At 65.5% G+C, this 21,524-nt stretch carries 19 protein-coding genes and 2 pseudogenes; 7 read left to right on the forward strand and 14 right to left on the reverse strand.

Annotated features, from left to right (window positions below):
• The first annotated feature begins 78 nt into the window (after window positions 1-78).
• From ACEWPM_RS03780 to ACEWPM_RS03795, 4 genes are read left to right on the forward strand one after another with little or no spacing between them, the layout of a single operon-like run.
• The gene (locus ACEWPM_RS03780; RefSeq protein ID WP_393961869.1) at window positions 79-978 is read left to right on the forward strand and encodes a formate dehydrogenase accessory sulfurtransferase FdhD; all 900 of its coding nucleotides are present in this window, start codon (window positions 79-81) and stop codon (window positions 976-978) included.
• On the forward strand, window positions 975-1,571 hold the full coding sequence (gene mobA / locus ACEWPM_RS03785) for a molybdenum cofactor guanylyltransferase MobA (RefSeq protein WP_393961870.1): 597 nt from the start codon (window positions 975-977) through the stop codon (window positions 1,569-1,571). Before ACEWPM_RS03780 ends, mobA begins: the two co-directional genes overlap by 4 nt.
• Entirely contained in the window at window positions 1,568-2,059 is a 492-nt protein-coding gene (mobB, locus tag ACEWPM_RS03790; protein ID WP_393961871.1) for a molybdopterin-guanine dinucleotide biosynthesis protein B, read from the forward strand. The genes mobA and mobB overlap by 4 nt, the downstream gene beginning before the upstream one ends.
• Window positions 2,056-4,194, forward strand: coding sequence for a molybdopterin-binding protein (locus ACEWPM_RS03795; RefSeq protein WP_393961872.1), 2,139 nt, complete (start codon window positions 2,056-2,058; stop codon window positions 4,192-4,194). The genes mobB and ACEWPM_RS03795 overlap by 4 nt, the downstream gene beginning before the upstream one ends.
• A 3-nt stretch (window positions 4,195-4,197) precedes the next feature.
• Here the strand turns inward: ACEWPM_RS03795 and ACEWPM_RS03800 are convergent, their stop codons facing one another.
• The 9 genes from ACEWPM_RS03800 to ACEWPM_RS03840 all read right to left on the reverse strand — a co-directional run bounded on the left by ACEWPM_RS03800 (window position 4,198) and on the right by ACEWPM_RS03840 (window position 13,869).
• Window positions 4,198-5,226 (reverse strand): trans-3-hydroxy-L-proline dehydratase, encoded by a 1,029-nt coding sequence (locus tag ACEWPM_RS03800; protein WP_393961873.1) that lies wholly within the window; start codon window positions 5,224-5,226, stop codon window positions 4,198-4,200.
• Window positions 5,227-5,238: 12 nt separating this feature from the next.
• Window positions 5,239-6,918, reverse strand: coding sequence for a cis-3-hydroxy-L-proline dehydratase (lhpI, locus tag ACEWPM_RS03805; RefSeq protein ID WP_393961874.1), 1,680 nt, complete (start codon window positions 6,916-6,918; stop codon window positions 5,239-5,241).
• A 12-nt stretch (window positions 6,919-6,930) separates the two neighbouring features.
• Entirely contained in the window at window positions 6,931-7,932 is a 1,002-nt protein-coding gene (locus tag ACEWPM_RS03810) for a 4-hydroxyproline epimerase (RefSeq protein ID WP_393961875.1), read from the reverse strand.
• Between the two features lie 10 nt (window positions 7,933-7,942).
• A complete protein-coding gene (locus ACEWPM_RS03815) occupies window positions 7,943-9,163 on the reverse strand; it encodes an NAD(P)/FAD-dependent oxidoreductase (protein ID WP_393961876.1) in 1,221 nt (406 codons plus the stop codon).
• Window positions 9,163-9,885, reverse strand: a complete 723-nt coding sequence (locus ACEWPM_RS03820; RefSeq protein WP_393961877.1) for an amino acid ABC transporter ATP-binding protein — start codon at window positions 9,883-9,885, stop codon at window positions 9,163-9,165. The genes ACEWPM_RS03815 and ACEWPM_RS03820 overlap by 1 nt, the downstream gene beginning before the upstream one ends.
• The gene (locus tag ACEWPM_RS03825) at window positions 9,878-10,531 is read right to left on the reverse strand and encodes an amino acid ABC transporter permease (RefSeq protein ID WP_393961878.1); all 654 of its coding nucleotides are present in this window, start codon (window positions 10,529-10,531) and stop codon (window positions 9,878-9,880) included. The genes ACEWPM_RS03820 and ACEWPM_RS03825 overlap by 8 nt, the downstream gene beginning before the upstream one ends.
• A gap of 10 nt (window positions 10,532-10,541) precedes the next feature.
• Window positions 10,542-11,207 carry an amino acid ABC transporter permease gene (locus ACEWPM_RS03830; RefSeq protein ID WP_393961880.1) on the reverse strand — a complete coding sequence of 222 codons (666 nt, stop codon included), beginning with the start codon at window positions 11,205-11,207 and terminating at the stop codon, window positions 10,542-10,544.
• Between the two features lie 96 nt (window positions 11,208-11,303).
• Window positions 11,304-12,113, reverse strand: coding sequence for an ABC transporter substrate-binding protein (locus tag ACEWPM_RS03835; protein ID WP_393961882.1), 810 nt, complete (start codon window positions 12,111-12,113; stop codon window positions 11,304-11,306).
• Between the two features lie 238 nt (window positions 12,114-12,351).
• Entirely contained in the window at window positions 12,352-13,869 is a 1,518-nt protein-coding gene (locus tag ACEWPM_RS03840; protein ID WP_393961883.1) for an aldehyde dehydrogenase (NADP(+)), read from the reverse strand.
• 109 nt (window positions 13,870-13,978) lie between these two features.
• On the opposite strand from ACEWPM_RS03840, the gene ACEWPM_RS03845 reads away from it, so the two are divergent.
• Window positions 13,979-15,010, forward strand: a complete 1,032-nt coding sequence (locus ACEWPM_RS03845; protein ID WP_393961885.1) for an Ldh family oxidoreductase — start codon at window positions 13,979-13,981, stop codon at window positions 15,008-15,010.
• A 50-nt stretch (window positions 15,011-15,060) separates the two neighbouring features.
• On the opposite strand, the gene ACEWPM_RS03850 is transcribed toward ACEWPM_RS03845, so the two are convergent.
• From ACEWPM_RS03850 to ACEWPM_RS03870, 5 genes and pseudogenes are all read right to left on the reverse strand, one after another.
• Complete coding sequence (locus ACEWPM_RS03850; RefSeq protein ID WP_393961886.1) at window positions 15,061-16,023, reverse strand: dihydrodipicolinate synthase family protein; 963 nt, start codon at window positions 16,021-16,023, stop codon at window positions 15,061-15,063.
• 173 nt (window positions 16,024-16,196) lie between these two features.
• Complete coding sequence (locus ACEWPM_RS03855) at window positions 16,197-16,901, reverse strand: GntR family transcriptional regulator (protein WP_393961888.1); 705 nt, start codon at window positions 16,899-16,901, stop codon at window positions 16,197-16,199.
• A gap of 105 nt (window positions 16,902-17,006) precedes the next feature.
• Window positions 17,007-18,077: a patatin-like phospholipase family protein gene (locus tag ACEWPM_RS03860; RefSeq protein WP_393961889.1), complete on the reverse strand. Its 1,071-nt coding sequence runs from the start codon at window positions 18,075-18,077 to the stop codon at window positions 17,007-17,009.
• A gap of 195 nt (window positions 18,078-18,272) precedes the next feature.
• Complete coding sequence (locus ACEWPM_RS03865) at window positions 18,273-19,415, reverse strand: amidohydrolase (RefSeq protein ID WP_393961891.1); 1,143 nt, start codon at window positions 19,413-19,415, stop codon at window positions 18,273-18,275.
• A 92-nt stretch (window positions 19,416-19,507) separates the two neighbouring features.
• A pseudogene (locus ACEWPM_RS03870) lies at window positions 19,508-19,747 on the reverse strand (organoarsenical effux MFS transporter ArsJ); the annotation flags it as partial.
• Between the two features lie 36 nt (window positions 19,748-19,783).
• Here ACEWPM_RS03870 and ACEWPM_RS03875 point away from each other — a divergent pair.
• Together ACEWPM_RS03875 and ACEWPM_RS03880 are read left to right on the forward strand one after the other, a co-directional pair.
• Window positions 19,784-20,061: pseudogene (locus ACEWPM_RS03875) on the forward strand (permease); the annotation flags it as partial.
• A gap of 350 nt (window positions 20,062-20,411) precedes the next feature.
• Entirely contained in the window at window positions 20,412-21,347 is a 936-nt protein-coding gene (locus ACEWPM_RS03880) for a YihY/virulence factor BrkB family protein (protein ID WP_420767996.1), read from the forward strand.
• The last annotated feature ends 177 nt before the right edge of the window (window positions 21,348-21,524 follow it).

Genomic DNA, 21,524 nt, shown 5'->3' on the forward strand with positions numbered 1-21,524 from the left:
GACATGCACGCCCCCCGCATGGTGATGGCGCTGCGGAATAGGCGCCGATACCGCGGGCTTAGCGGCCCCGCCAAGGAGATGCAATTGCCCCTGCCGGATGACAGCCCCTACATCATTGCCCCGTCGCCGACTGCGGCGGGCCTGACACGCGCCGTAACCGGCACCGATCACGAGGGACGCGCCCAGACGATCAACGTGGTCGAGGAGCGTCCTTTGACAATATTCCTCAACGCCCAGGAGATCGTGACCGCCATGACGATCGGGGATTACCCGGAATACCTGGCACTGGGATTCCTGCGCAACCAGGGTATGCTGAAGGATGGCGAGGCGGTGCTGCGCGTCGACTATGACGACGAGCTTGAGACAGTCGTCGTGCGCACCGATGGGAGCACCACCTATGAGGACAAGCTGAAGAAGAAGACCCGCACGAGCGGCTGCGCCGTCGGCACCGTTTTCGGTGACATGATGGAGGGGCTGGAGGGCGTGACGCTGCCCGACGCTCAGGTGCGCACCTCGCATCTTTATGCGCTTGCGCATGTTATCAACACGACGCCCAGCCTTTATCTCGAAGCGGGGGCGATCCATGGCACGGTCCTCTGCGAAGGGGACCGCCCGCTTGTCTACATGGAGGATGTCGGGCGCCATAACGCGGTCGACAAGATCGCGGGCTGGATGCTGTCGGAAGGCGTGGGGCCCGAGGGCAAGATACTCTACACCACCGGGCGCCTGACCTCCGAGATGGTGATCAAGACCGCGCTCATGGGCATTCCTGTACTCGCCTCGCGCTCGGGCTTTACCGCGTGGGGGGTCGAGATCGCACGGCAGGTGGGCCTCACGCTGATCGGGCGGATGCGTGGGAGGCGTTTCGTTTGCCTCTCCGGCGAGGAGAGGCTGCTGCGCGACGCCGATCCGGCGGGCGTGGCCGAGGAAGAAAGCAAGCACCGGCGCAAGGCGGCGCAACCCGAGGGTGACGCATGAAACAGCCCCATGCCATCATCCTTGCCGGGGGCCGCGCAACACGCATGGGCGGCGGTGACAAGGGGCTTTTGCCGCTTGGCGACACGACCTTGCTGGACCAAGTGATCGAACGGATCACGCCGCAGGTGGCCGGGGTCGCGCTCAATGCCAATGGCGAGCCGGCGCGGCTGGTGCAATTCGGCCTGCCGGTGCTGGCCGATCCGGTGGAGGGCTACGTCGGCCCCTTGGCGGGCGTTCTGGCGGGCATGGACTGGGCCGCGCGGGAGGGAGCGGAAACGGTCGTTTCCGTCGCCGCCGACACGCCGTTCTTTCCCTGTGATCTGGTGCCGCGCCTATTGCTGGCCGCCGAGGGGATGAAGGCGCCGCTGGCTTTGGCCGCAACGCCGGACGGGCGCCATCCGACTTTCGGCCTCTGGCCCGTCGTACTGCGCGACGATTTGCGCGCAGCGCTCAGGGGCGGTTTGCGCAAGGTGGTGCAATGGACCGATGCGCATGGGGCAGCGACGGCGATGTTCCCGAAGGACGGTGATCCCTTTTTTAACGTCAACACGCCCGAGGATCTGGCCCGCGCGCAGGAGATGGTTACGCGATGAAAGTCTACGGCGTCACCGGCTGGAAGAACGCAGGCAAGACCGGGCTGATGGAGCGCCTCGTGAGCGAAATCACCGCACGCGGGTACAGCGTCTCGACCATCAAACATGCGCATCATAGCTTCGACGTCGATCAGCCGGGGCGCGACAGTCACCGCCACCGCGTGGCCGGCGCGCAAGAGGTTCTGCTGGCCTCGGGCACGCGTATTGCGATCATGCAGGAGTTGCGCGGCGCACCAGAGCCGGATCTGGATACGCTTCTGGCCCGTCTTTCGCCCGTCGATCTGGTATTGATCGAGGGCTATAAACGCGCAACCCACCCCAAGGTCGAAGCCTATCGCGCCGAAGCGGGAAACCCTTTGATCGCACTGGATGATCCCAGTATCCGCGCCGTGGCCGCCGACTGCACGATAGACGCGCCCTGCCCCGTCATGGATCTGGACGATACGCGCGCCATTGCCGATTTCATCCTGCGCGAGGTCGATTTGTGAGCGGCTTCGACAGCATCCTGATCGTCGACTGGTCTGCCGCAGGCACGCGCGCGCCTGCCCGTCCGTCCAAGGATGCCATCTGGATGGGGTTCATTCAGAATGGTGCGCCGCAAGAACCGATCTATTGCCGCACCCGGATCGAGGCCGAGGCGCGCATCGCCGATATCATCGAGGTCGAGCGCAGCGCCGGGCGCCGCCTGCTGGCCGGGTTCGATTTTCCCTTCGGCTATCCGCGCGGTTTTGCGCGGCGCGTGACAGGCGGGGATAATCCGCTGGACCTCTGGGATTGGCTGGCCGCGCGCATCACCGATAGCGAGACGGGCGGGAACAATCGTTTTGACGTGGCCGAGTCGATGAACGCGCTGTTTGACGGCGCTGGCCCCTTCTGGGGCAAGACGCATGCGGGTCGCTGGCCCGGCATTCCCTACCGCAAGGAGGGGATCGTATATGATACCATCGCCGAAAAGCGCGCCTGCGATCTTGTCGCCAAGGCCGCCAGCAGTTGCTTTCAGCTTTGCTACAATCCTACGGTCGGTAGCCAGGTTCTGATGGGGCTGCCCATGCTGTCGCGCCTGCGCCGCCTGCCGGGTGTCGCCGTCTGGCCCTTCCAGGCTTGGCAGAGGGCGGATGTGGTGCTGGCCGAGATCTGGCCCGGCCTGATCGAATCTGCGGTGCGCGCGGCAATGGCAGAAAACCCCGGCCAGATCCGCGATGCGGTGCAGGTCGACTTGCTGTCGCGCACGCTCGCGAGCATGGCCGACGACCGGCTCTGTGCGCTGATGTCGGACCTGCCCCCCGAGGCGCCAGTGGAGGCTTGGATCCTCGGCGCCGGCCACGCCGCAGAGATGAGTGCGGTCGCAAAGGGAAAGGACAGCGGGCCGCCCTCCCCGCCGCCCTTGCGCGACGATTGCTTTGCGATGCCCGCGGGCATCGATTGGACACCGGTGGACGAGGCGCTGGCCGCGCTGCGGGCCGGGCTGCACCGGGTTGTCCGCAGCGGCCCCTGCCCCGTGTCGCTGGCCGCCGGCCGTATCCTTGCCGCGTCGGTGACCGCGCGCCGCGCCAGCCCGCCGCACGCCAATTCGGCGGTGGACGGCTACGGCTTTGCCCATGCGTCCCTTCCGCCAGGCGATCCGGTGATGCCACTGGCGGAGGGTCGCGCAGCAGCGGGCGCGCCCTACAAGGGCAGCCTGCCAGCAGGCCAAACGCTGCGCATCCTCACTGGTGCGATCCTGCCCGAGGGCGTCGATACCGTCATCCTTGAGGAAGACACGCGGCAGGGCGCCGGGCAGATCGCCTTTCGTGCCGGGATCAAGCCGGGCGCGAACACCCGCCGCGCGGGCGAGGATACGGAAACGGGTGCCGAAGTTCTGCCCGAGGGTCGCGCGCTGACCCCCGCCGATCTGGCTCTGCTGGCCTCAGTCGGCATTGGCGAGGTCGAGGTTTATGACCGTCTGCGCGTCGCCGTGCTCTCAAGCGGCGACGAGCTGGTCGAGGCGGGCGGCGACGCCAAAGCTGGGCAGATATTCGACGCGAACCGCCCCATGCTTCTGGCGCAGATCGCGCGGTGGGGGATGGAAGCCGTCGATATGGGCCGCATCCCCGATGACCGCGCCGCCCTGCGCAGCGCGCTTGATGATGCGGCAGGCCGCGCGGATGTCATCCTCACCTCGGGCGGTGCCTCGGCGGGCGATGAGGACCATGTCTCGGCCCTCTTGCGCGAGGCGGGCGCGATGCGCGAATGGCGCATCGCGCTGAAGCCGGGGCGACCCTTGGCCTTGGGACTGTGGCAAGGCGCGCCGGTTTTTGGCCTGCCGGGCAATCCGGTGGCGGCGCTGGTCTGCACGCTGATCTTCGCGCGGCCGGCACTGGGCCTTCTGGCAGGCGCGGGCTGGGCCGCGCCGCAGGGGTTCGACGTGCCCGCCGGTTTTGCCAAGTCCAAGAAACCGGGCCGCCGGGAATATCTGCGCGCCCGGATCCGAGAGGGCCGCGCGGAGGTATTCCCCTCCGAAGGATCGGGCCGCGTCAGCAGCCTCAGCTGGGCCGAGGGCTTGGTCGAGCTGTCCGACGGTGCGGCCAAGATCACGCCGGGCGATCCGGTGCGCTACATTCCCTTCGGCAGTTTCCAGCTCTGACGCCTACTTCGCGCCCCATGTATCGGAGAGACGATAGCCCTCGGGCCACGGATCCTCGGGGTCCAGCATGTGCTGATGCGTGCCGGTAATCCAGCCGCGCCCTGAAATCTCGGGCAGTATGGCGGGCTTGCCGCCCACGGTGGTCTCGCCCACGATCTGCCCCGCGAAGGTCGAGCCGATCAGCGACACCGCCGTCAGCGTATCGCCCATGCCCATCTGCCCCCGCGCCGCCAGCACCGCCATCCGTGCGCTCAGCGCGGTCCCGGTGGGTGAGCGGTCGATCTTGCCCGGCCGAACCGCGACGGCGGCACCGGCGCGCAGGGCATTCCCCTCGCGCGTCGCCGGCCCGGCGAAGAGGCAGAAGGAAATGTGCCGCCAGTCGGGATTATCCGGGTGGTGAAAGCCCAGCTGCTCGTTCGCCGCCGCAGTGATCTGCACGCCCAGTTTCGCCAACGCGTGCGCCTCCTCGGGCACCAGCGAAAACCCCAATGCTGCCGCATCGACAAAGACGAAACTGTCGCCGCCATAGGCGGTATCGACCGCCAGCGTGCCCAGCCCGTTCACCTCAAGTTGCGCATCGAGTTGGGCCGCGAAACTGGGCAGGTTCTGCACTTGGATGCGCTGCGCCTTGCCGTTGCGGCATTCGGCCCTCACCTTGACGAGGCCACCGGGTGCCTCCAGCAGCATCTCGGTCACCGGCTCGATCATCGGCACGATGCCGCTGTCGAGCAGCACGGTTGCCACACAGATCGAGTTCGAGCCGGACATGGGCGGCGTATCTTCGGGCTCCATGATGATGAAGGCGGCATCGGCATCCGGATGCTTGGGCGGGACCAGCAGGTTGACATGGCGAAAGACACCGCCGCGCGGCTCGTTCAGCACAAAATTCCGCAAGGTATTGTCGGCCGCGATCCAGCGGCTCTGCTCCCAGATCGTCTCGCCGGGGGGCGGGGCGACGCCTCCGACAATGACATCGCCCACCTCACCCTCGGCATGGGCGGAGATCACATGGATAGTCTTGGTGCTGCGCATATCTGTGCCTTTCTAGGAGGTGAGCCAAGTGGGCGGTTTGGCGGGTGCGATGCCTGTGATGGCGGTCTCGGCGCATTCGGCCAGACTGCCAAAGCGCACCGCGCGGCCCGAAAGGCCGGGCGCGTAATGGGCGTATTTTCCCGAATTGGTCATCAATACCCGCGCGGCGGGTGGAAAGACAGGCTCGGAAATCGAGCACCAGCAGATATCGGGAACGACCTGCACGCCGGATGCCTCGAGGCTGGCCAGAGTGCCATCGGCGCGGATCGCGTCCAGAACCTGCTGCCCGACGGTGGCGATGACCTTCGTGCCATCAGCGCGTTTGCGGCCTGCCAGCGCCGCGTTCAGCGCATGACATTCAGGCAGCGAGAAATGCGGGCTGCCGAAGGCGATCAAATCGATCTCGGAGGGAGCGTCGTTGAACTGTCGCCACCCCTCGGCCAAATCCGGCGCGCCGATGCGCACGGCATCGGCATCCGCGTCCAGCGCGCCCTCCGCCTCGGGCGTCACGCCCGCGACATGCAGCATGGGCGCGGCGGATGTGGTGCCAAAGGCGGCGCAGAGCGCCTTGAGGTCGTCATCGCTGGGCCTCGTCTGCTCCAGCCCGGTAATGAGCGGGATACGGTCGGGCGCGGCGCGGCCCACCAGCCAGCCCAATAGCGGCCAGAGCGCGTCGCCATGCCCGGCGGGCAGATCGACATGCACAGCGCGGCGCGCGATGCGGCCCGCATCCAGATAAACGCCCGACAGCGGCGCGCGGCCCGTGAGCGCGATGAAAAGGTCCATGAAGTCCGGGTGCTTGACCGTCCGCGCGCCCAGTACCGAATTGGCATAGATCACCGCATTCGACTCGGACCAGCCGATCATCTCGCCCAAGGCGGGCGGCGCAGGCAGCAGGTAGGGCGCGCAGGTGAAGCTGGGACGCGCGCCCATCTCGACATATGCATCAGCCAACTTCTGCGCAGGTCGGCCAAAGTTGGGCGGCACACCCTGCGACTCCCAGTTGGAATGATCGACCGAGATTGCATTCATCGTCGTCGGCACGCGCACCCGCCCGCCCATATCAGCCATGCGCCGTGCAAAGGTGAGGTTCGCGGGGCTGGCATAGATACAGCCGTCGATATGCGCGCGAGTGACATCCGTAAGGCGCGTCGCCCCCTGCCCTGCAGCCAGGGTGCAAATCACCTCTAGCGCCAGCTGCGCCGCCGCGCCGTCCTTGCCGTTCAGCATGGCGCGATCGCCCTCGCTCAGATCCAGCGCGGCGGTGGGCGGCGGTGCAAGGTCCAGCGCCCAATCTCCGGCTGTCAGGCGCGCACCTTCTATCTCGGCTTTCTCAGCGCCTGCCAGCCTGTCCCATTCCTCGGCGCTCAGCCGCAGCACGGCCAAAGGCTTGCCGAACATGCGCCCCGCGATCAGCGCCCCCAGCGTCAGGATGTCCTCCGCCTCGCGAAAGACCAGCGCGGCGGGCGCGTTGCCGGACAGCGCCAGCTCCAGCAACACGCCACTGCCGGTGCAGGAACCGCGGCTGGTCGGCAGGAGCAGCACGGTCCCCGCGAGGGATGCGCCCTGCAGCGGGTGATGCGCGTCGATCACCATGCCCGTGGCCGCATCGACGCCGCCCCAGAAACTCAGCCCCTCGGCGCTGGCCAGTATGGGGCCGGATGCGTCCGCCTCGACAATGGTCTGAGCCATGCGGCCCCCTTTTCAGATGACGACGAAGCCATGCGCGAAGGGATCACGCTCGTCGATAAAGATGGTGTTGAGCCCCGTCACCCGCGCCCAGCCGGCGATGGAGGGGATGATGGCGGGCTGGCCCGACACGTCGGTGCTGGCCTCATAGCGGCCCTTGAAAAGCGAGCCGATGATACTCTCGTGGATGAATTCCTCGCCCTCTTTCAGCAGGCCCTTGGCCGCCCGCTGCGCCATGCGGGCCGAGGTGCCCGTGCCACAGGGCGAGCGGTCGATCGCCTTGTCGCCATAGAACACCGCGTTGCGCGCATGCGCCTCGGCATGACGCGGTGCGCCGGTCCAAAGGATATGGCTGAGGCCGTTAATGGCCGGATGCTCGGGGTGGATGAATTCGTATTTGGCATTAAGCGCCGCGCGCAGTTTCGGGCTAAGGCCGATCAACTGCGAGGCGGTAAAATCGGCTATGTCTGCGAAGTTCTTCTGCGGCTCGACGATGGCGTAGAAATTACCCCCATAGGCAACATCGACGACGACCTCGCCCAGCCCCTCGACCTCGGCGGTCAGACCCTCGGAATGGAGGAATCCCGGCACATTGGTCAGGCACACTTCCTCTATGAAACGCCCCTCCTGCCGGTAGGTGACGTCGACCTTGCCGGCGGGCGTTTCCAGCGCCAGTTGCCCAGGAACTGCAGGCTTCACGAGGCCGTTTTCCAGCGCGATGGTGACCGTGCCGATCGTGCCATGTCCACACATCGGCAGGCAGCCGGAGGTCTCGATGAAAAGGACAGCGATATCGCAATCGGGGCGCGTCGGCGGATAGAGGATCGCGCCCGACATCATGTCATGCCCGCGCGGCTCGAACATCAGGCCGGTGCGGATCCAGTCGTATTCGGCCAGGAAATGTGCGCGCTTCTCCAGCATGTTGGCACCGCGCAGTATCGGCGCGCCCCCGGCGACAAGGCGCACGGGATTGCCGCAGGTATGGCCGTCAATGCAAGGAAAAGTGTGTTGGGTCATGGGTGCCTCCCTAGAACCGCGCGGGCGAGAATGGGGCCATGTCGATCTTCGGCACCTGCCGAGTCAAGAGATCGGCGACGATATCGGCCGTGGCCGTCGATTGGGTGAGGCCCAGATGGCCATGGCCGAAAGCGCAGATCGCATTGGGCGCGCCCGGAAGATAGCCGATGGCGGGCAAGCTGTCGGGCAAGGACGGACGAAACCCCATCCACTGCGTGCCGCCCGAAATATCGAGATCTGGCAGGAAGGCCTTGGCTTTTTGCAACATCGCGTCGGCGCGCTTGTAATTGGGCGGCGCTTTCAGCCCGCCCAGCTCGACGGCGCCTCCGACACGAAGCTTACCCGAAAGCTTCGAGATGACAAAGCCATGCGCCGGAAACGTGATGTGCTGGCGCAGATCGATCCCGCCATGGGGTAGCGTGGTGTTGTAGCCGCGCTCGGTCTCGAGCGGGATGCGCACGTCGGCGGTGCGGGCCAAGTGATGCGAATGGGCCCCGGCGGCGATGACGACACGACCGATGATCTCGCCCGCGCCGGTGGTCAGGCCGTCCTGCGTCAGAGCCTCGACATCCGCGATGACGATCTCGCCGCCATTCGCGACGAACTTCTCCGCCAGCGTTTCCACATAGAGCTTCGGATCGTCGATCGTGGCCCAGCCGGGGGTAAAGGTGGCATGGGTAAAGCGCGGTGAGAGGCCGGGCTGCATCGCCAGTATCTCGTCTCCCTCGAGGTGGCGAAACTCGACGCCGCCCTCTTGCCGCGCGCGCCAGCCGTCCAATGAGGCCTCGAACTGCGCCTTGCCTTCATAGACCTGCAACTGGCCCTCGCGGCGCAGCATGTTGGACGCGCCCGCGCGGACCAGAAAGCCGTCGAGCGTGCCTTGCGCATGGCGCATCATCGCCGTCTGCGCGGCGGTGGAGGCTGCCACTTGAGCCGGACGGCTCGCCCGCCAGAAGCGCCACATCCAAGGCAGGAGGCGCGGCGCGTAAGCCACCGGCACGCTCAGGGGCCCGAGCGGATCAAGCAGCCATTTCGGCGCTTGCCGCATGATGCGCGGCGAGGCCAGCGGCAGGATGTCGGCAAAGGCGAAGGCGCCCGCATTGCCTGCGGATGCGCCTGCCGCCGGCCCCTCGCGGTCGATCACGCGCACAGATAAGCCGCGCGATTGCGCTTCGAGCGCGATCGAGAGGCCAATGACTCCCGCACCAACGACCAATATCTGATCCGTCATTACCGGACGCTCGACAGGAACTTGCGCGTAGCCTCGCTCTTGGGCGCGCCGAAAATCTGCTCGGGCGGACCGATCTCGGCCATGACGCCGCTCTCGAAATAGGCGACGCGGTTCGACACGTCGCGGGCAAAGCCCATCTCGTGCGTCACGCAGATCATGGTCATGCCGCCCTCGGCGAGCAGTTTGAGGGTATCCAGAACCTCGCCCACAAGCTGCGGATCAAGCGCCGATGTCACCTCATCAAAGAGCATGTAGTCAGGCGACATCGCAAGAGCGCGGGCAATCGCCATGCGCTGCTGTTGTCCGCCCGAAAGGCGGCCGGGATAGACCTTCATCTTGTCGGCGAGGCCCACATGGGTCAGCTGCTTTACCGCGATCTCCTCGGCCTCGGCACGGCCCATGCCCTTGACCTTGCGGGGCGCGAGCGTGACGTTTTCGAGAACCGTCAGATGCGGGAATGCGTTGAACTGCTGAAAGACGATGCCGATATGCTGGCGCAACTTGTTGAGGTCGGTGCCGCGCGCATGGACTACGGTGCCGTCAACGGTGATCGTGCCGCTGTCGATCGGCTCGAGGCCGTTGATGCAGGTCAGCAGTGTCGACTTGCCCGATCCCGAGCCGCCGATCACCGACACCACCTCGCCCTTCTCCACCGTCAGGTCGATGCCGTTCAGCACCTTGAGCGCGCCAAAGGATTTATGGACGTTTTCGATCTCAATCATTCTCTTGCCACCTTCGTTCCAAATGTCCGCCCAGCCGCGCGATGGGAAAGCTGATGGCGAAATAGATCGCGCCCGCGATCAGCAGGATCAGCATCGGCTCTTGCAGACGTGTCACGATGATCTGGCTGGCCCGCAAAAGCTCGATGATACCCAGCCACAAGACCAGCGCGCTGTCCTTCATCACGCCCAACGTCAGTCCAATCCAGCTGGGCAGGCCGACGCGCAGCGCCATGGGAAAGACGATCTGCGTCATGTCCTGCCCCCATGTCAGCCCCAGCGAGCGCGCGGCGCGGCGCGTAACGGTGGGCACCGCGTCGATGGCGCCGCGCACGATTTCGGTGCAATAGGCCGACGTATAAAGCGCCAGGACGATGCAGGACGTCACGAACGGCGACATCTGCAAGCCAGCGATGGCCTGAAACGCATTGGCGAGGATCAACTGGATCAGCAGCGGGACCGAACGGAAGATATCCAGCACGAAGACCAGCGGCAGCGTGAACCACGGGTTCACATGGCTGCGGATCACGCCGAAGGCAAGGCCCATCAGCGTGCCGCCGGTGACTGCGAAAAACGTGATCGCCAGCGTGACGCCCGCGCCTTTCAGCATGAACCAGATATCATTGAGGGTGAGGCCGGTATCGAACATCAGCAGCCCCTCAATACCGGAAGAGACGCCAGGCGAGCAGACGCGCGCCCAGCATCACCGCCTTGGCGATGCAGTAATAGATGACACCTGCCAGCGCAAAAAGCTCGAAGGTGCGGAAGGTACGCGCGTTCAGGGCCTGTGTCACGCCCGTCAGATCGATATTCATTCCCACGGTGACACCCAGCGAGGTCATCAAGATCGCCCAGACCATCTGGTTGGTGCTGGGCAGGAACGCGATGCGGAACATCTGCGGCAGCACGATCAGGCGAAACGCCTTGACCGGCCCCATGCCCAGCGAGCGGCCCGCCCTCACCTGTGTCTCGGGGATGGCGCGCAGGGCGCCGCGAAATGTCTCGCAGAGATAGCCCGCGTTGTTGAAGGTGATCCCGGCCAGCAGCGCGACGAACGGGCTGAGGTAGATGCCGAAGGATCCGAGACCGAAATGCGCCATGTAGATCTGGAACAGCGCGGGCGTGTTGCGCGCGACCTCGACCCAGGCGGTCGCCGGTCCGCGCAGCCAGATGGATTTTGAGTTGCGCCCCACGGCTAGCAGAACCGCGATCGCGATGCCGATCGCCATCGACAAGAGCGAGATCTGCATCGTGACCACCGCCCCCTCCAGCATCTGCGGCAGGGCGCGGAAGGCTTGCCGCCATTGAAAGGTATAGTCGAACATGCCGCGCTCCGGATGGGGCCAGTCGATGAAAGGTTATGGGCAACAAAAAGCCGGGCAGAAGGAATAGTCGCGCCCCCTGCCCGGCCAGCTTAAGCCTTAGTAGTAGACCTTGTCGACGGTCAGGCGCGGTGCGTCGCCGCCGATCCACTGCTGAAAGAGCTCGTCATAGCGACCGGTGCGAACCTGCTGGTTCACGAACAGATCAAGGTAGTTCAGCAGGCCGTATTCCTGGCGCAGGGCGATAAGGCCGACATAGTCGATATCGTAAGGCGCCTCACCCGTCATCGCGAGGCCATCGTAGGTGCCACCCTGTACGATGGCCGCGCCCACGGTCGAGGTCACGACCGTGGCGTCGATCTGGCCCTGCGAAAGGGCCAGGAACACGTCTGCCTGGCTCTGATACGAGCGGAACGAGCCGCCCTTGTCCCAAGTGTTGATATCCTCTTCGAGGCGGATTGCCTCATATGTGCCCGCGACGGCGCCGACGGTGCGATCTGCCAGCGCCTCGTATGTCTCGAGGCCGGCTTCGGCATTTGTCACAACATTAAAGGTGAAGGCGAAATAGGGGATCGAAAAGCCGACCGTGCGCGCCCGCTCCAGCGTGTCCGAGGTGGACGCAATACCCACATCGGCGCGGCCCGACACCAGCGCCGGGATACGGTCGGGGAAAGGCGTTTCAACGATTTCGGCCTCGACATCCAGTGCCTTGGCCAGGTCGTTGCAATAGTCGACGTCAAAGCCGACCGGCTCATTATTGGCATCGCGCGAGCCCATGGGCGGAAAGTCCAGCACGACGGCGCAGCGCAGCGTGCCCGAGGCGATGATATCGTCCAGCTTGTCGGCCTGCGCGGCGGGGGCCACCAGCGCCGCGGCGATCAGAGCTCCGGCGAGTTTAATGAATTTCATGATTATCTCCCTGTTTTTTTGTCTCGTTGTCGTCCCGACCTGCCGTGATGCATCCGCAGCGAGTCGGGCCTGCATTCAGCGAACACCAGATGGTTTTTGAATACAAGTTGTATACTAGTATCAAGAACAGAAAAATGCGCCCTGGATTGGCGGGCGCGGGCGACAGGCAACAAAAACGGCGCGCAAGGGGATGCGCGCCGCTGACACGTCTTAGGCCGCGCTGGCCATTGCGCTGGGATCAGCCGCCGAGGCTCTCAGGCAGCAGACCGGCGGGCATGTTCTGATAGCAGACCGGGCGCAGGAACCTGCGGATCGACAGGGTGCCGACGCTGGTCGCGCCGAAATTGGTGCTGGCCGGGTAAGGCCCGCCATGCACCATGGAATCGACGACCTCGACGCCGGTGGGGAAGCCGTTGACCAGAACCCGGCCCGCCTTCCGCTCAAGCACCGGGACCAGCGCGTGCGCGGCCTCCATGTCGGCATCATCCATATGCAGCGTCACGGTCAGCTGCCCTTCCAGACCACGGGCGATCTGCATTGCCTCGTCCTGCGAGGCCGCGCGCACGATCAGGCCCAGCGGGCCAAAGACCTCATGATGCAGCTCGGGATTGGCAAGAAATGCCGCGCCGCTGGTTTGGTAAAGCGCGGGAGCGGCGCTACGTCCCTCAGCGTCGGCCACCTGCACGGGGGCCACATCCGGCGCGCCAGCGACGCGCGCCCGGCCCTTGCCATAGGCCTCGGCGATGCCATCCGTCAGCATGACCTGCGGCGCCACACCCGCCAATGCCTCGGCGGCGGCTGCAGCAAAGCGGTCTGCCGCCGCGCCATCCGTGATCACCGCGATGCCGGGATTGGTGCAGAATTGGCCCGCCCCCATCACCAGCGATCCAGCCCAGCCGCTGCCGATCTCCTCGGCGCGCGCCTCGGCGGCGCGGTCCAGCACGAACATCGGATTGACCGATCCAAGCTCGCCGAAGAACGGGATCGGCTCGGGCCGCTGGGCGCACAGATCAAAGAGCGCACGCCCCCCCGCAAGGCTGCCGGTGAAGCCGACGGCCTTGATCAACGGGTGCTGCACAACGGCCTGCCCCACCTTGCGATCGCCGCCCTGGATCAGGGAAAAGACGCCGGGCGGCATATCGCTGCGCTCCGCCGCGGCCTTGATCGCTTCGGCCACGATCTCGCCCGTGCCGGGATGGGCGGAATGGCCCTTGACCACCACGGGGCAGCCTGCGGCCAGCGCCGCCGCCGTATCGCCGCCTGCAACCGAAAAGGCGAGCGGGAAGTTCGACGCGCCAAAGACCGCGACGGGCCCGATCGGCCGCTGGATCATCACCAGATCCGGGCGCGGCGCGGGCGCGCGGTCCGGCATGGCGGCATCATGGCGGCGGTCCAGATAGGCGCCGCTCCGGATGTGATCGGCAAAAAGGCGCATCTGGCCGACGGTGCGCCCGCGCTCACCCTCCAGTCGGCCTTCCGGCAGGCCGGTTTCCTGCGTGCCGATCCCGGTGATCTGCGCGCCGCGCGCCTCGATTTCCTCCGCGATGGCATCAAGGAAATCGGCCCGCGCCGCGCGGCTGGTGGCTGCATAGGCGTTGAACGCCTCTTCGGCGGCCTGCACGGCGCGGTCGACCAGCTCGGGCGTGCCCACGGCATAGGCATGCGTCGGGCCATGCGCAGGGTCCGATGCGAAGGTCGTCTCGCCTGCGATCCACTGACCAGCGATCAGGTGTTTTCCGTGCGGGGTGAAAGGCATATCATTCTCCATAGTTCCTGTGGCAATGCGGGCGTCGCCCCTTGCCTTGATATCCACATGCATACAGTGTGTATGCAATAACGCAACCGACCAAACCCGGCGAGGCCCCATGACTGACACCACCCTGACCCACCATGCGCTCATCACCCGCGTCTCGCAGATTTTCCAGCGCGCGGGGCTAAGTGCGCTGCAATCGGATGCCGTCGCCCGCACCATCGCGGCGGGCGAGCGGGACGCCTGCAAATCGCACGGCATCTACCGCATCGACGGCTGCCTGCGCACAGTGAAGGCGGGGATGGTCACACTGGACGCGGTGCCCGAACTGGGCGGCGATGAAGGCGCGATCGTGCGCGTGGCGGCCAAGGGCGGCTTTGCCAATGCCGCGTTCGAGCTGGGCGCCCCCGAGCTGGCAAAGCGCGCCAAAGAGCTGGGCATTGCCGCCCTCGTGATCAATGACTGCACCCATTTCGCCGCCCTCTGGCCCGAGATCGAAACACTGACCGCCCATGGCCTCGCCGCGATGGCGATGTGCCCCAGCTATTCCAGCGTCGCGCCCTCAGGCGGGAACGAGGCGTTGATGGGCACCAACCCCTTCGCCTTCGGCTGGCCCCGGGCGGAGACCGACCCCTACGTCTTCGACTTCGCCACCAGCGTCGCCGCGCGCGGTGAGATCGAGCTGCACCGCCGCGCCGGCACCCCCCTGCCCGAGGGCTGGGCGGTGGACAGCAACGGCAATCCCACGACCGATCCCGAGGCCGCGCTGGACGGTGCCATGCTGCCCTTTGGCGGGCACAAGGGATCGGCGATTGCCACGATGATCGAGCTGTTGGCCGGTGTGATGATCGGCGATCTGACCAGTCGCGAGGCGCTGGACAGGCTGGGGAACTTCACCCTCCTGCCCGGCCATGGCGAACTGATCCTGGCCTTCGATCCAGCACGGTTTTCGGCGGGCCGCGAGGGCGATCCGATGGCACGCGCCGAGACGCTTTTTTCGGCCATCATCGGCCAGGGCGCCCGACTGCCATCACAGCGCCGCTTTGCCGCGCGCAAGGCGGCGATGGCCGAGGGCATCACGCTGACCGCCGAAGAAGTGGCGCATCTGGACCGGTTGCAAGAGCACGGTCTGGACGCGGTGGACTGAAACGCAAAACGGCCCCGCCATCACTAGCGGGGCCGTCTTCAATACAGCGCTCAGGCGGCGTATTTGCTGACCACGCCGGGCTGCTTGCTCCATTCGGCATACCACGCGCGGAACAGCTTCAGCTGCGTCTCTGCGAAACCGCGCTGGCTGTCCGACAGAACGTCATCCTCGTTGAAATGCAGCGCATATTCCTGCTCGCCGTTCAGCACCATCATATGCTTGAAATACAGCACCAGATCGGGGCCCGCGTCGAAAGTGGACAGGACTTGCATCGCCGTGTCGAGCTCCAGCGCACGCTGGCGCGCCTCGGCATCACCTGCAGCCGCCGCCTGGCTGAGCGCTACAAGGTGCAGCACCTCGCGCGGCAGCACGTTGCCGATGCCGGTGATCGCGCCGCCCGCGCCGCAATTGACGAAACCATGGAACACCGTGGTATCGACGCCGATCATCAGAACGACCTCGTCATCGCCGCTGGTGATGTTCTCGGCAGCATAGCTGAGATCGGCGGGGCCGCCGAATTCCTTGAACCCGACGAGGTTCTTGTGCTCGGCCCGCAGCGCAAAGAAGAGATCGGCGCGCGTGGCGAAGCCGTAATAAGGGCTGTTATAGATGACCGCAGGCAGATCGGGCGCGGCCGAGAGGACCGCCTTGAAATGGCTGCGCTGCGCGGCGGGCGAGATGCCGCGCGACAGAACGCGCGGGATCAGCATCAGGCCATGCGCGCCCACCTTTTGCGCATGGGCAGCGTGCTCGACGGCGACCTTGGTATTGACGGCGCCGGTGCCGACGATGACGGGCACACCCGCCTCGACAAGGCGCGCGACACCCTCCATTCGCTGCTCGTCCGTCAGCAGCGGCCAGTCGCCCATCGAGCCGCAATAGACCACCGCGCGCATGCCCAGATCGATCAGCTCGCGCCCCTTGCGCACCAGCGCATCATAGTCAGGGCTGCGGTCCGCCTTGCAGGGCGTCATCAGCGCGGGCACCGTGCCCGAAAAAATGCTGGTTTTCATAGTGGTCTCCTTGAGGATCTGAACCGGGATGGGCCGTGGCGCATCCCGGCGGGGCCGGACATGGAAGGGCCAGACGTGGCTGTGCCCTGATCATGGAATCGGGCAGATAATAGCACTTGTATATTTCTTGTCGACAAAAATTATGCGCGTGTCTCTGCCGAGGGTTTACCGCCTTACAAGGCGATATCGCGGCGGCGGTCCTTGGCGATCATCGTGCGGATCTTGCCGGTGATCTGATCGGCATGCGCCTTGGCCAGCCAATCACACGCGTCGATATCCCGCGCCTCGATGGCGGCGATGATCTCGTCATGTTCGGTGACATAGCGCTGCGGCAGGCGATCATCGAAGGCCGAGTAATAGAGGCGCAGCAGGCGCCGCCCCTCGTCGAGCAGGCGCAGAAACAGTCCCTCGTAGTACGGGTTGCGCCCGGCGGCGGCGATGGCGGCATGAAAATCCCGGTTGGTGCCGATCATCGCCAGCGCGTCCTGCGCGGTGACCGCCTGCGCGAATTCCGCCTGCCGGGCGCGGATCGCCACCAGATCGGCTTCTGTGCGATGCTCGGCGGCAAGGCGGGTGGTGACGCGGTACATCAGGGTGATGGCGTCAAAGAACGTGTGCAGGTTCAGAAAGTCGATATTCGCAACCACGGTCGAGCGGTTGGGCAGCGTTGTCACCAGCCCCTCGCTCGCCAGCCGCACCAGCGCCTCGCGGATCGGCGTGCGCGACATGGCCAGCCGTTCCGAGAGTTGCACCTCGTCGATAGGGCTACCGGGGGGCAGCGTGAGGTTCAGGATTTCGTCGCGCAGCACGCCGTAGATGAATTGCACGCCCGACCCGCGCTTGCGTTCGGTCGGTTTGCGGGATGAGGTTGCAGACATGACGCCTCCTGTGTGCCGAGCGGCAAAATACAGGCCCCGCCAGTCCGATCAAGCGCAAACGCGGCAATCGAGCATGCGCATGGTGCGCCGGAAGCCCGACAGCCCTCAGGAGCGCCAGGCCGCGCCCCTCAGCGCCCGCTTGCGGCCATACTCGAAGAGCGGGCGCATATACTTAAGCGAAAATCGCTCGGTCGGGTCCCACGCAACGTCGAAGTCGGGCCCGATCGTCGCGACCGCAAAGCGCATGCCGGTGCGCTCGGCATAGCGCTCGGCGATACCAACCGATTGGGCCGCACTCGCACGCACGGCGGTGTTGAACGTATTCATCATGATTGCAATCGGTGTCCGGCTGACCGCCGCGGGCGGCGGCCTGAGCATGTTGTTGACCAAGATCCACAACGCACCGCCCCGGCCCGGCGAGTCGCCCAGATTGCCGAAGGCCGCTTCGGGTACGGCCAGGAACTGCATGTGAACCGCACCATCGACATGCGACTCGATACCGCCCGCCATGTGCAGCGTCACGGGTGGAAAGAGGCCCGGAATCGACGCCGATGCCAGGATAACGGCGCGGAAGAGACCATACTGCCCCTCATCGGCAATCGCGCCCATGTCCCAGATCATCGCCCGCCCGGTATCAATGTTGGAGGTCACGACGAACATCCGGCGCCCGGCGCGCCATTCTGCCGCGATCTGCCGCAGTACGTTATCCGGCAGGTGCCGCTCGATCAGACCCGCCATCGGCGCGGACGACACCAAGCCACCGCTTAGAATGCCGCCAAGGCCGCGATACGCGATAAGATCATCCTGACCATAGGTGGTATAGATGCGCCGCAGTTCGGAATCGTATTGTGGCCCCAGAAAGGCGAAGGGCGCCATCAGCGCGCCGGTGGACACGCCAGTCACCACGTCAAATTGCGGCCGCGTGCCCGTCTCGGACCACCCGACCAGCACACCGGCGCCGAATGCGCCATCCTCGCCTCCGCCGGAAAGGGCCAGAACATTGGGCCTGCTCCGCATCCGGCCCAGGTCCAGATGCGAGCGCCACGTCTCGAAGGGCGCGTCTCCGGATATCCGCAGATGCGGCAGCAAAGGCTCTTTGACCTTACGGATTTCGGGCGGCGACCCGGTGCAGGCCCCCAGCGCAAGCGCCCCGGCGATGAATCCACGCCGCCTCACGCGCGCACCTTCATGCAACGCGAGGCGACAATTCTTCGATCAAATGGAAGAGACATGACACGGAACCTTTCGTCGCTTGGCCAGCCTTGCCGGACATCGGCCGGGGCCGCCATCCGGTAATCCGCTGCGCGGGCAAGGCATCGCAAGATGATGTGCACCAGATTTGCGACCCTGACAATACTACGGCCCTGTCCCTCAGCCCCGGTCCACCTGGATCGCGCCCTTGGCCAGGTTGCACCAAAGGGCCACGCCCACCGGGATCGCGGCATCGTTGAAGTCATAAGACGGGTTGTGAAGCGGAGCCGCGCCATGCCCTTCCGTGCCGTTGCCCATCAGGATGAACGCACCGGGTCGATGCGCGAGGAAGGCGGCGAAATCCTCGGAGAAGCCGACGCGGCCATAGCCCGTATCGACCGCGCCCACCTGCCGTGCCGCTTCGGCAAGCGTCCGGGCCGCGCCCGCGTCATTGACCAGCGGCTGAAAGGAGGTGGCATAGCTGACCTCTCCGCTCGCGCCATGTGCGGCGCAGACCCCACCCACGATGGCGCGCATCCGGGCCTCAATCGTATCCGACACCTCGGACGAGAAGCCCCGGCAATCGCCGCGCAGGACCACTCGGCTGGCCAGCACGTTGCGCGCGCCGTCGGTGACGAACTCGGTCACAGAAACCACCGCATGCTGCGCGGGCAGCAGGCTGCGCGCGACGATGGTCTGAAGCTGAAGCACCACCGCACTGGCCACAACGATGGGGTCGATCGCCTTGTCGGGCATCGATGCATGGCCCCCACGCCCGGTGATCGTGATCTCAAAATTATCCTCGAAAGCGCAGAACGGCCCCGCCTGCGTCGCGAATTGCCCCAGCGCCATGCCCGGCATGTTGTGCAGGCCGAAAATCGCGCGCATCGGAAACCGGTCAAAGAGCCCGTCGGCAATCATCGCCGCAGCGCCCTCGCCATTCTCCTCGTTGGGCTGGAACACGAAATGCACGCTGCGCGTCAGGTCGGGGTCATGGGCCAGCGCCAGCGCGGCGCCCATCAGCATGGTGCTGTGACCGTCATGCCCGCAGCCGTGAAAGCGTCCCGGCACGGTCGAGCGATGCGCAAATTCATTCGCCTCCTCGATAGGCAGCGCGTCCATATCCGCGCGCAGGCCGATCGCCTCGGCATCGGGCCCGCGATGCAGCGTCGCAACCAGCCCCGTGAGGCCGACACCGCGCGTCACCTCCAGACCCGCGGCCTCCAGTTGACGGGCAATCGCATCCGGGCTGCGCACCAGGTCAAAGCCAGCCTCGGGATGCATATGCAGGTCGCGCCGGAACGCCGTCAGGTCAATCGTCATCGCAGCCTCCACCGGGGCGGTGCGCCCCGCGGGGTCAATCGTGCCTCATCTATCCCGCCGCAGGCAAGACCCGCGCATCATGCCGCCGCCTCTTACGGCTGGTCCGTCAGGCGGCGCGCGGCGGCAGCGGGCAGCGCAACCACCCCCGCCGCCGCGCCCAGAACCAACGGCAGTTCACCCGTCTGACAGGTCAGACTCGAAAGAAGCGTGCCGATCAGCCGCCCGCCCGCATTGGCCATGTAGTAGAAACCGACATTCTTCGTGACCCTCTCGGACCGGGTGAAGGCGAGGATCAGATAGGAATACAGAGAGGAGTTGACGGCAAAGATCACCATCAGGATGACCGCCAGCCCCAGTGCCATAACCGGATCGCCTTGGTGCCAGCCGAATGGGTGGCGGGCGCCGTGGGCGGCGACGGCGCATTGTCGATCTTCATCGCCACACTGGTCGGCGCGCCGAGCTATCTCAACGGGTATGCGGCGCTTCCACTGGTCTCGGGGCATGTCGATCAGGGCATGGCGCCGGGGGCCGGCCTTGCCATTCTCGTGGCGGGGACGTCACCTCTTTGCCCGCCGCTATCGCGGTGTGGGCCCTGGCCAACCGGGCGGTCCTTGCGCTCCATGTCGCGCTCGCGCTCAGCGGCTAAGTGGTGGCGGGCCTGCTCTTTCAGCTTTGGTTGGGCGGTATGAGGTAGAGGCGGCTCCGCTCGCCGCGTGCGCCTCTTGAACCGATCATTCGCAATCATCCACATTCGACCGGCCGGATACCTCCATCGCTCTCGAAACAGGGAGAACCTTCCATGAGCGCCCACCCATCATGCGACCAGGCATTCTGTAAATCTTGTGTTCAGAGGCCACTCCACGCGCATGCGCCCCGCGGCGTTCGACCGGCGAGCGCCGCGTGCGGACTTCGCTGTGGTGCCTGCCGCGCGGCAGCGATATCCTCTGGTCATCCCGTGCTGACCGCAGCACGAGAGACGTCACGCGAGGTCAGAAGATGAACGCCAAGCCGAACCAAGATCAGGGCCGCGATATCGTGATGACCCACGGCGTGCTTACCGAAAATCCGCAAGACCTGTTCTACGGCACCGGATGGCGGGTGATGCGCGGCGTCATGCAAGAGGCGATCCTGAGACTCTGGAGCGATGACGCCTTCGGCCTGGCGGGCAACGTCGCCTTTCGCGCCCTCTTGGCAATCTTTCCCTTCCTGATCTTCACCAGCGCCATGACGGCTTTCGTCGGAGATCGCTCGATGGCCAACGACCTGGTCGATTTCCTGATCGCCATCGTGCCCCCTGCCCTGATCGAGCCCATCGTCGCCGAGGTCGAAAACGTGATGACGGTGCCGCGCGGCGGCGTGCTGAGCGTAGGTATCCTGCTGACGATCTGGTTCGCGGTGGGCGGTGTCGACGGTGTGCGAGTCGGGCTGAACCGGGCCTACGGGCTGCGCGAAACCCGGTCCGCCGTGCTGATCTACAGCGTCCAGATCGCAATGATCGTTCTGGCCAGCCTCGCGCTGGTGCTGGTCGGCTACCTCCTGGTGCTTGCGCCGCGGGCGGGGTCATGGCTGCATGACCTGATACCGGGGTTCGACCCTGCCTCGGTGACGGTCCGGCTGATCCGCTTTCCCGCGTCGGCGACCATTTTCGTGGTCGCGCTCTTCTCCGCACATGTCCTGCTGCCCGCGCGCCGGACCAAGTTCGCCAATATTTGGCCGGGCGTGATGTTCACCGCCCTCGCCTGGACGCTGCTGGCGACGGTGTTTGCCTTCTACGTCCGCAGTTTCGGCACCTATGCCAGCTATTACGCCGGCATGGCGGGGATCATTGCCGCCCTTTATTTCATGTACCTTTCTGCACTTCTGCTGATTTTCGGGGGCGAGTTGAACCGCGCGCTGCGGATCCGGCGTCTGGCCCGCGCCATGCGAGACTGAGGGTGGTAGCCGCGCGGTCCGGTTAGGCGAAGTCTCGCTACTCGCGCGGCAACAACGAGCGTTAAGAAGACAGACAGTCGCGAAGGTGATACTCTAACTTTCACCATCTTATATTTTTTGCACAGAATTTTCTGGCAGCGCGTGTGCGATTGTCCGGACCATCCCGGCGTGTTCACA

Source organism: Roseovarius maritimus (genome assembly GCF_043355895.2).
Taxonomy (GTDB): domain Bacteria; phylum Pseudomonadota; class Alphaproteobacteria; order Rhodobacterales; family Rhodobacteraceae; genus Roseovarius; species Roseovarius maritimus.

What these genes read in the sequence shown, in the direction of transcription:
- ACEWPM_RS03780 (WP_393961869.1), top strand. Translation starts at nt 79, where the DNA reads ATGCAATTGCCCCTGCCGGATGACAGCCCCTACATCATTGCCCCGTCG.
- ACEWPM_RS03820 (WP_393961877.1), bottom strand. Translation starts at nt 9,885, where the DNA reads ATGATTGAGATCGAAAACGTCCATAAATCCTTTGGCGCGCTCAAGGTG.
- mobA (WP_393961870.1), top strand. Translation starts at nt 975, where the DNA reads ATGAAACAGCCCCATGCCATCATCCTTGCCGGGGGCCGCGCAACACGC.
- ACEWPM_RS03830 (WP_393961880.1), bottom strand. Translation starts at nt 11,207, where the DNA reads ATGTTCGACTATACCTTTCAATGGCGGCAAGCCTTCCGCGCCCTGCCG.
- ACEWPM_RS03865 (WP_393961891.1), bottom strand. Translation starts at nt 19,415, where the DNA reads ATGACGATTGACCTGACGGCGTTCCGGCGCGACCTGCATATGCATCCC.
- ACEWPM_RS03835 (WP_393961882.1), bottom strand. Translation starts at nt 12,113, where the DNA reads ATGAAATTCATTAAACTCGCCGGAGCTCTGATCGCCGCGGCGCTGGTG.
- ACEWPM_RS03855 (WP_393961888.1), bottom strand. Translation starts at nt 16,901, where the DNA reads ATGTCTGCAACCTCATCCCGCAAACCGACCGAACGCAAGCGCGGGTCG.
- ACEWPM_RS03880 (WP_420767996.1), top strand. Translation starts at nt 20,412, where the DNA reads ATGAACGCCAAGCCGAACCAAGATCAGGGCCGCGATATCGTGATGACC.
- lhpI (WP_393961874.1), bottom strand. Translation starts at nt 6,918, where the DNA reads ATGGCTCAGACCATTGTCGAGGCGGACGCATCCGGCCCCATACTGGCC.
- ACEWPM_RS03850 (WP_393961886.1), bottom strand. Translation starts at nt 16,023, where the DNA reads ATGAAAACCAGCATTTTTTCGGGCACGGTGCCCGCGCTGATGACGCCC.
- ACEWPM_RS03845 (WP_393961885.1), top strand. Translation starts at nt 13,979, where the DNA reads ATGACTGACACCACCCTGACCCACCATGCGCTCATCACCCGCGTCTCG.
- mobB (WP_393961871.1), top strand. Translation starts at nt 1,568, where the DNA reads ATGAAAGTCTACGGCGTCACCGGCTGGAAGAACGCAGGCAAGACCGGG.
- ACEWPM_RS03810 (WP_393961875.1), bottom strand. Translation starts at nt 7,932, where the DNA reads ATGACCCAACACACTTTTCCTTGCATTGACGGCCATACCTGCGGCAAT.
- ACEWPM_RS03825 (WP_393961878.1), bottom strand. Translation starts at nt 10,531, where the DNA reads ATGTTCGATACCGGCCTCACCCTCAATGATATCTGGTTCATGCTGAAA.
- ACEWPM_RS03815 (WP_393961876.1), bottom strand. Translation starts at nt 9,163, where the DNA reads ATGACGGATCAGATATTGGTCGTTGGTGCGGGAGTCATTGGCCTCTCG.
- ACEWPM_RS03840 (WP_393961883.1), bottom strand. Translation starts at nt 13,869, where the DNA reads ATGCCTTTCACCCCGCACGGAAAACACCTGATCGCTGGTCAGTGGATC.
- ACEWPM_RS03800 (WP_393961873.1), bottom strand. Translation starts at nt 5,226, where the DNA reads ATGCGCAGCACCAAGACTATCCATGTGATCTCCGCCCATGCCGAGGGT.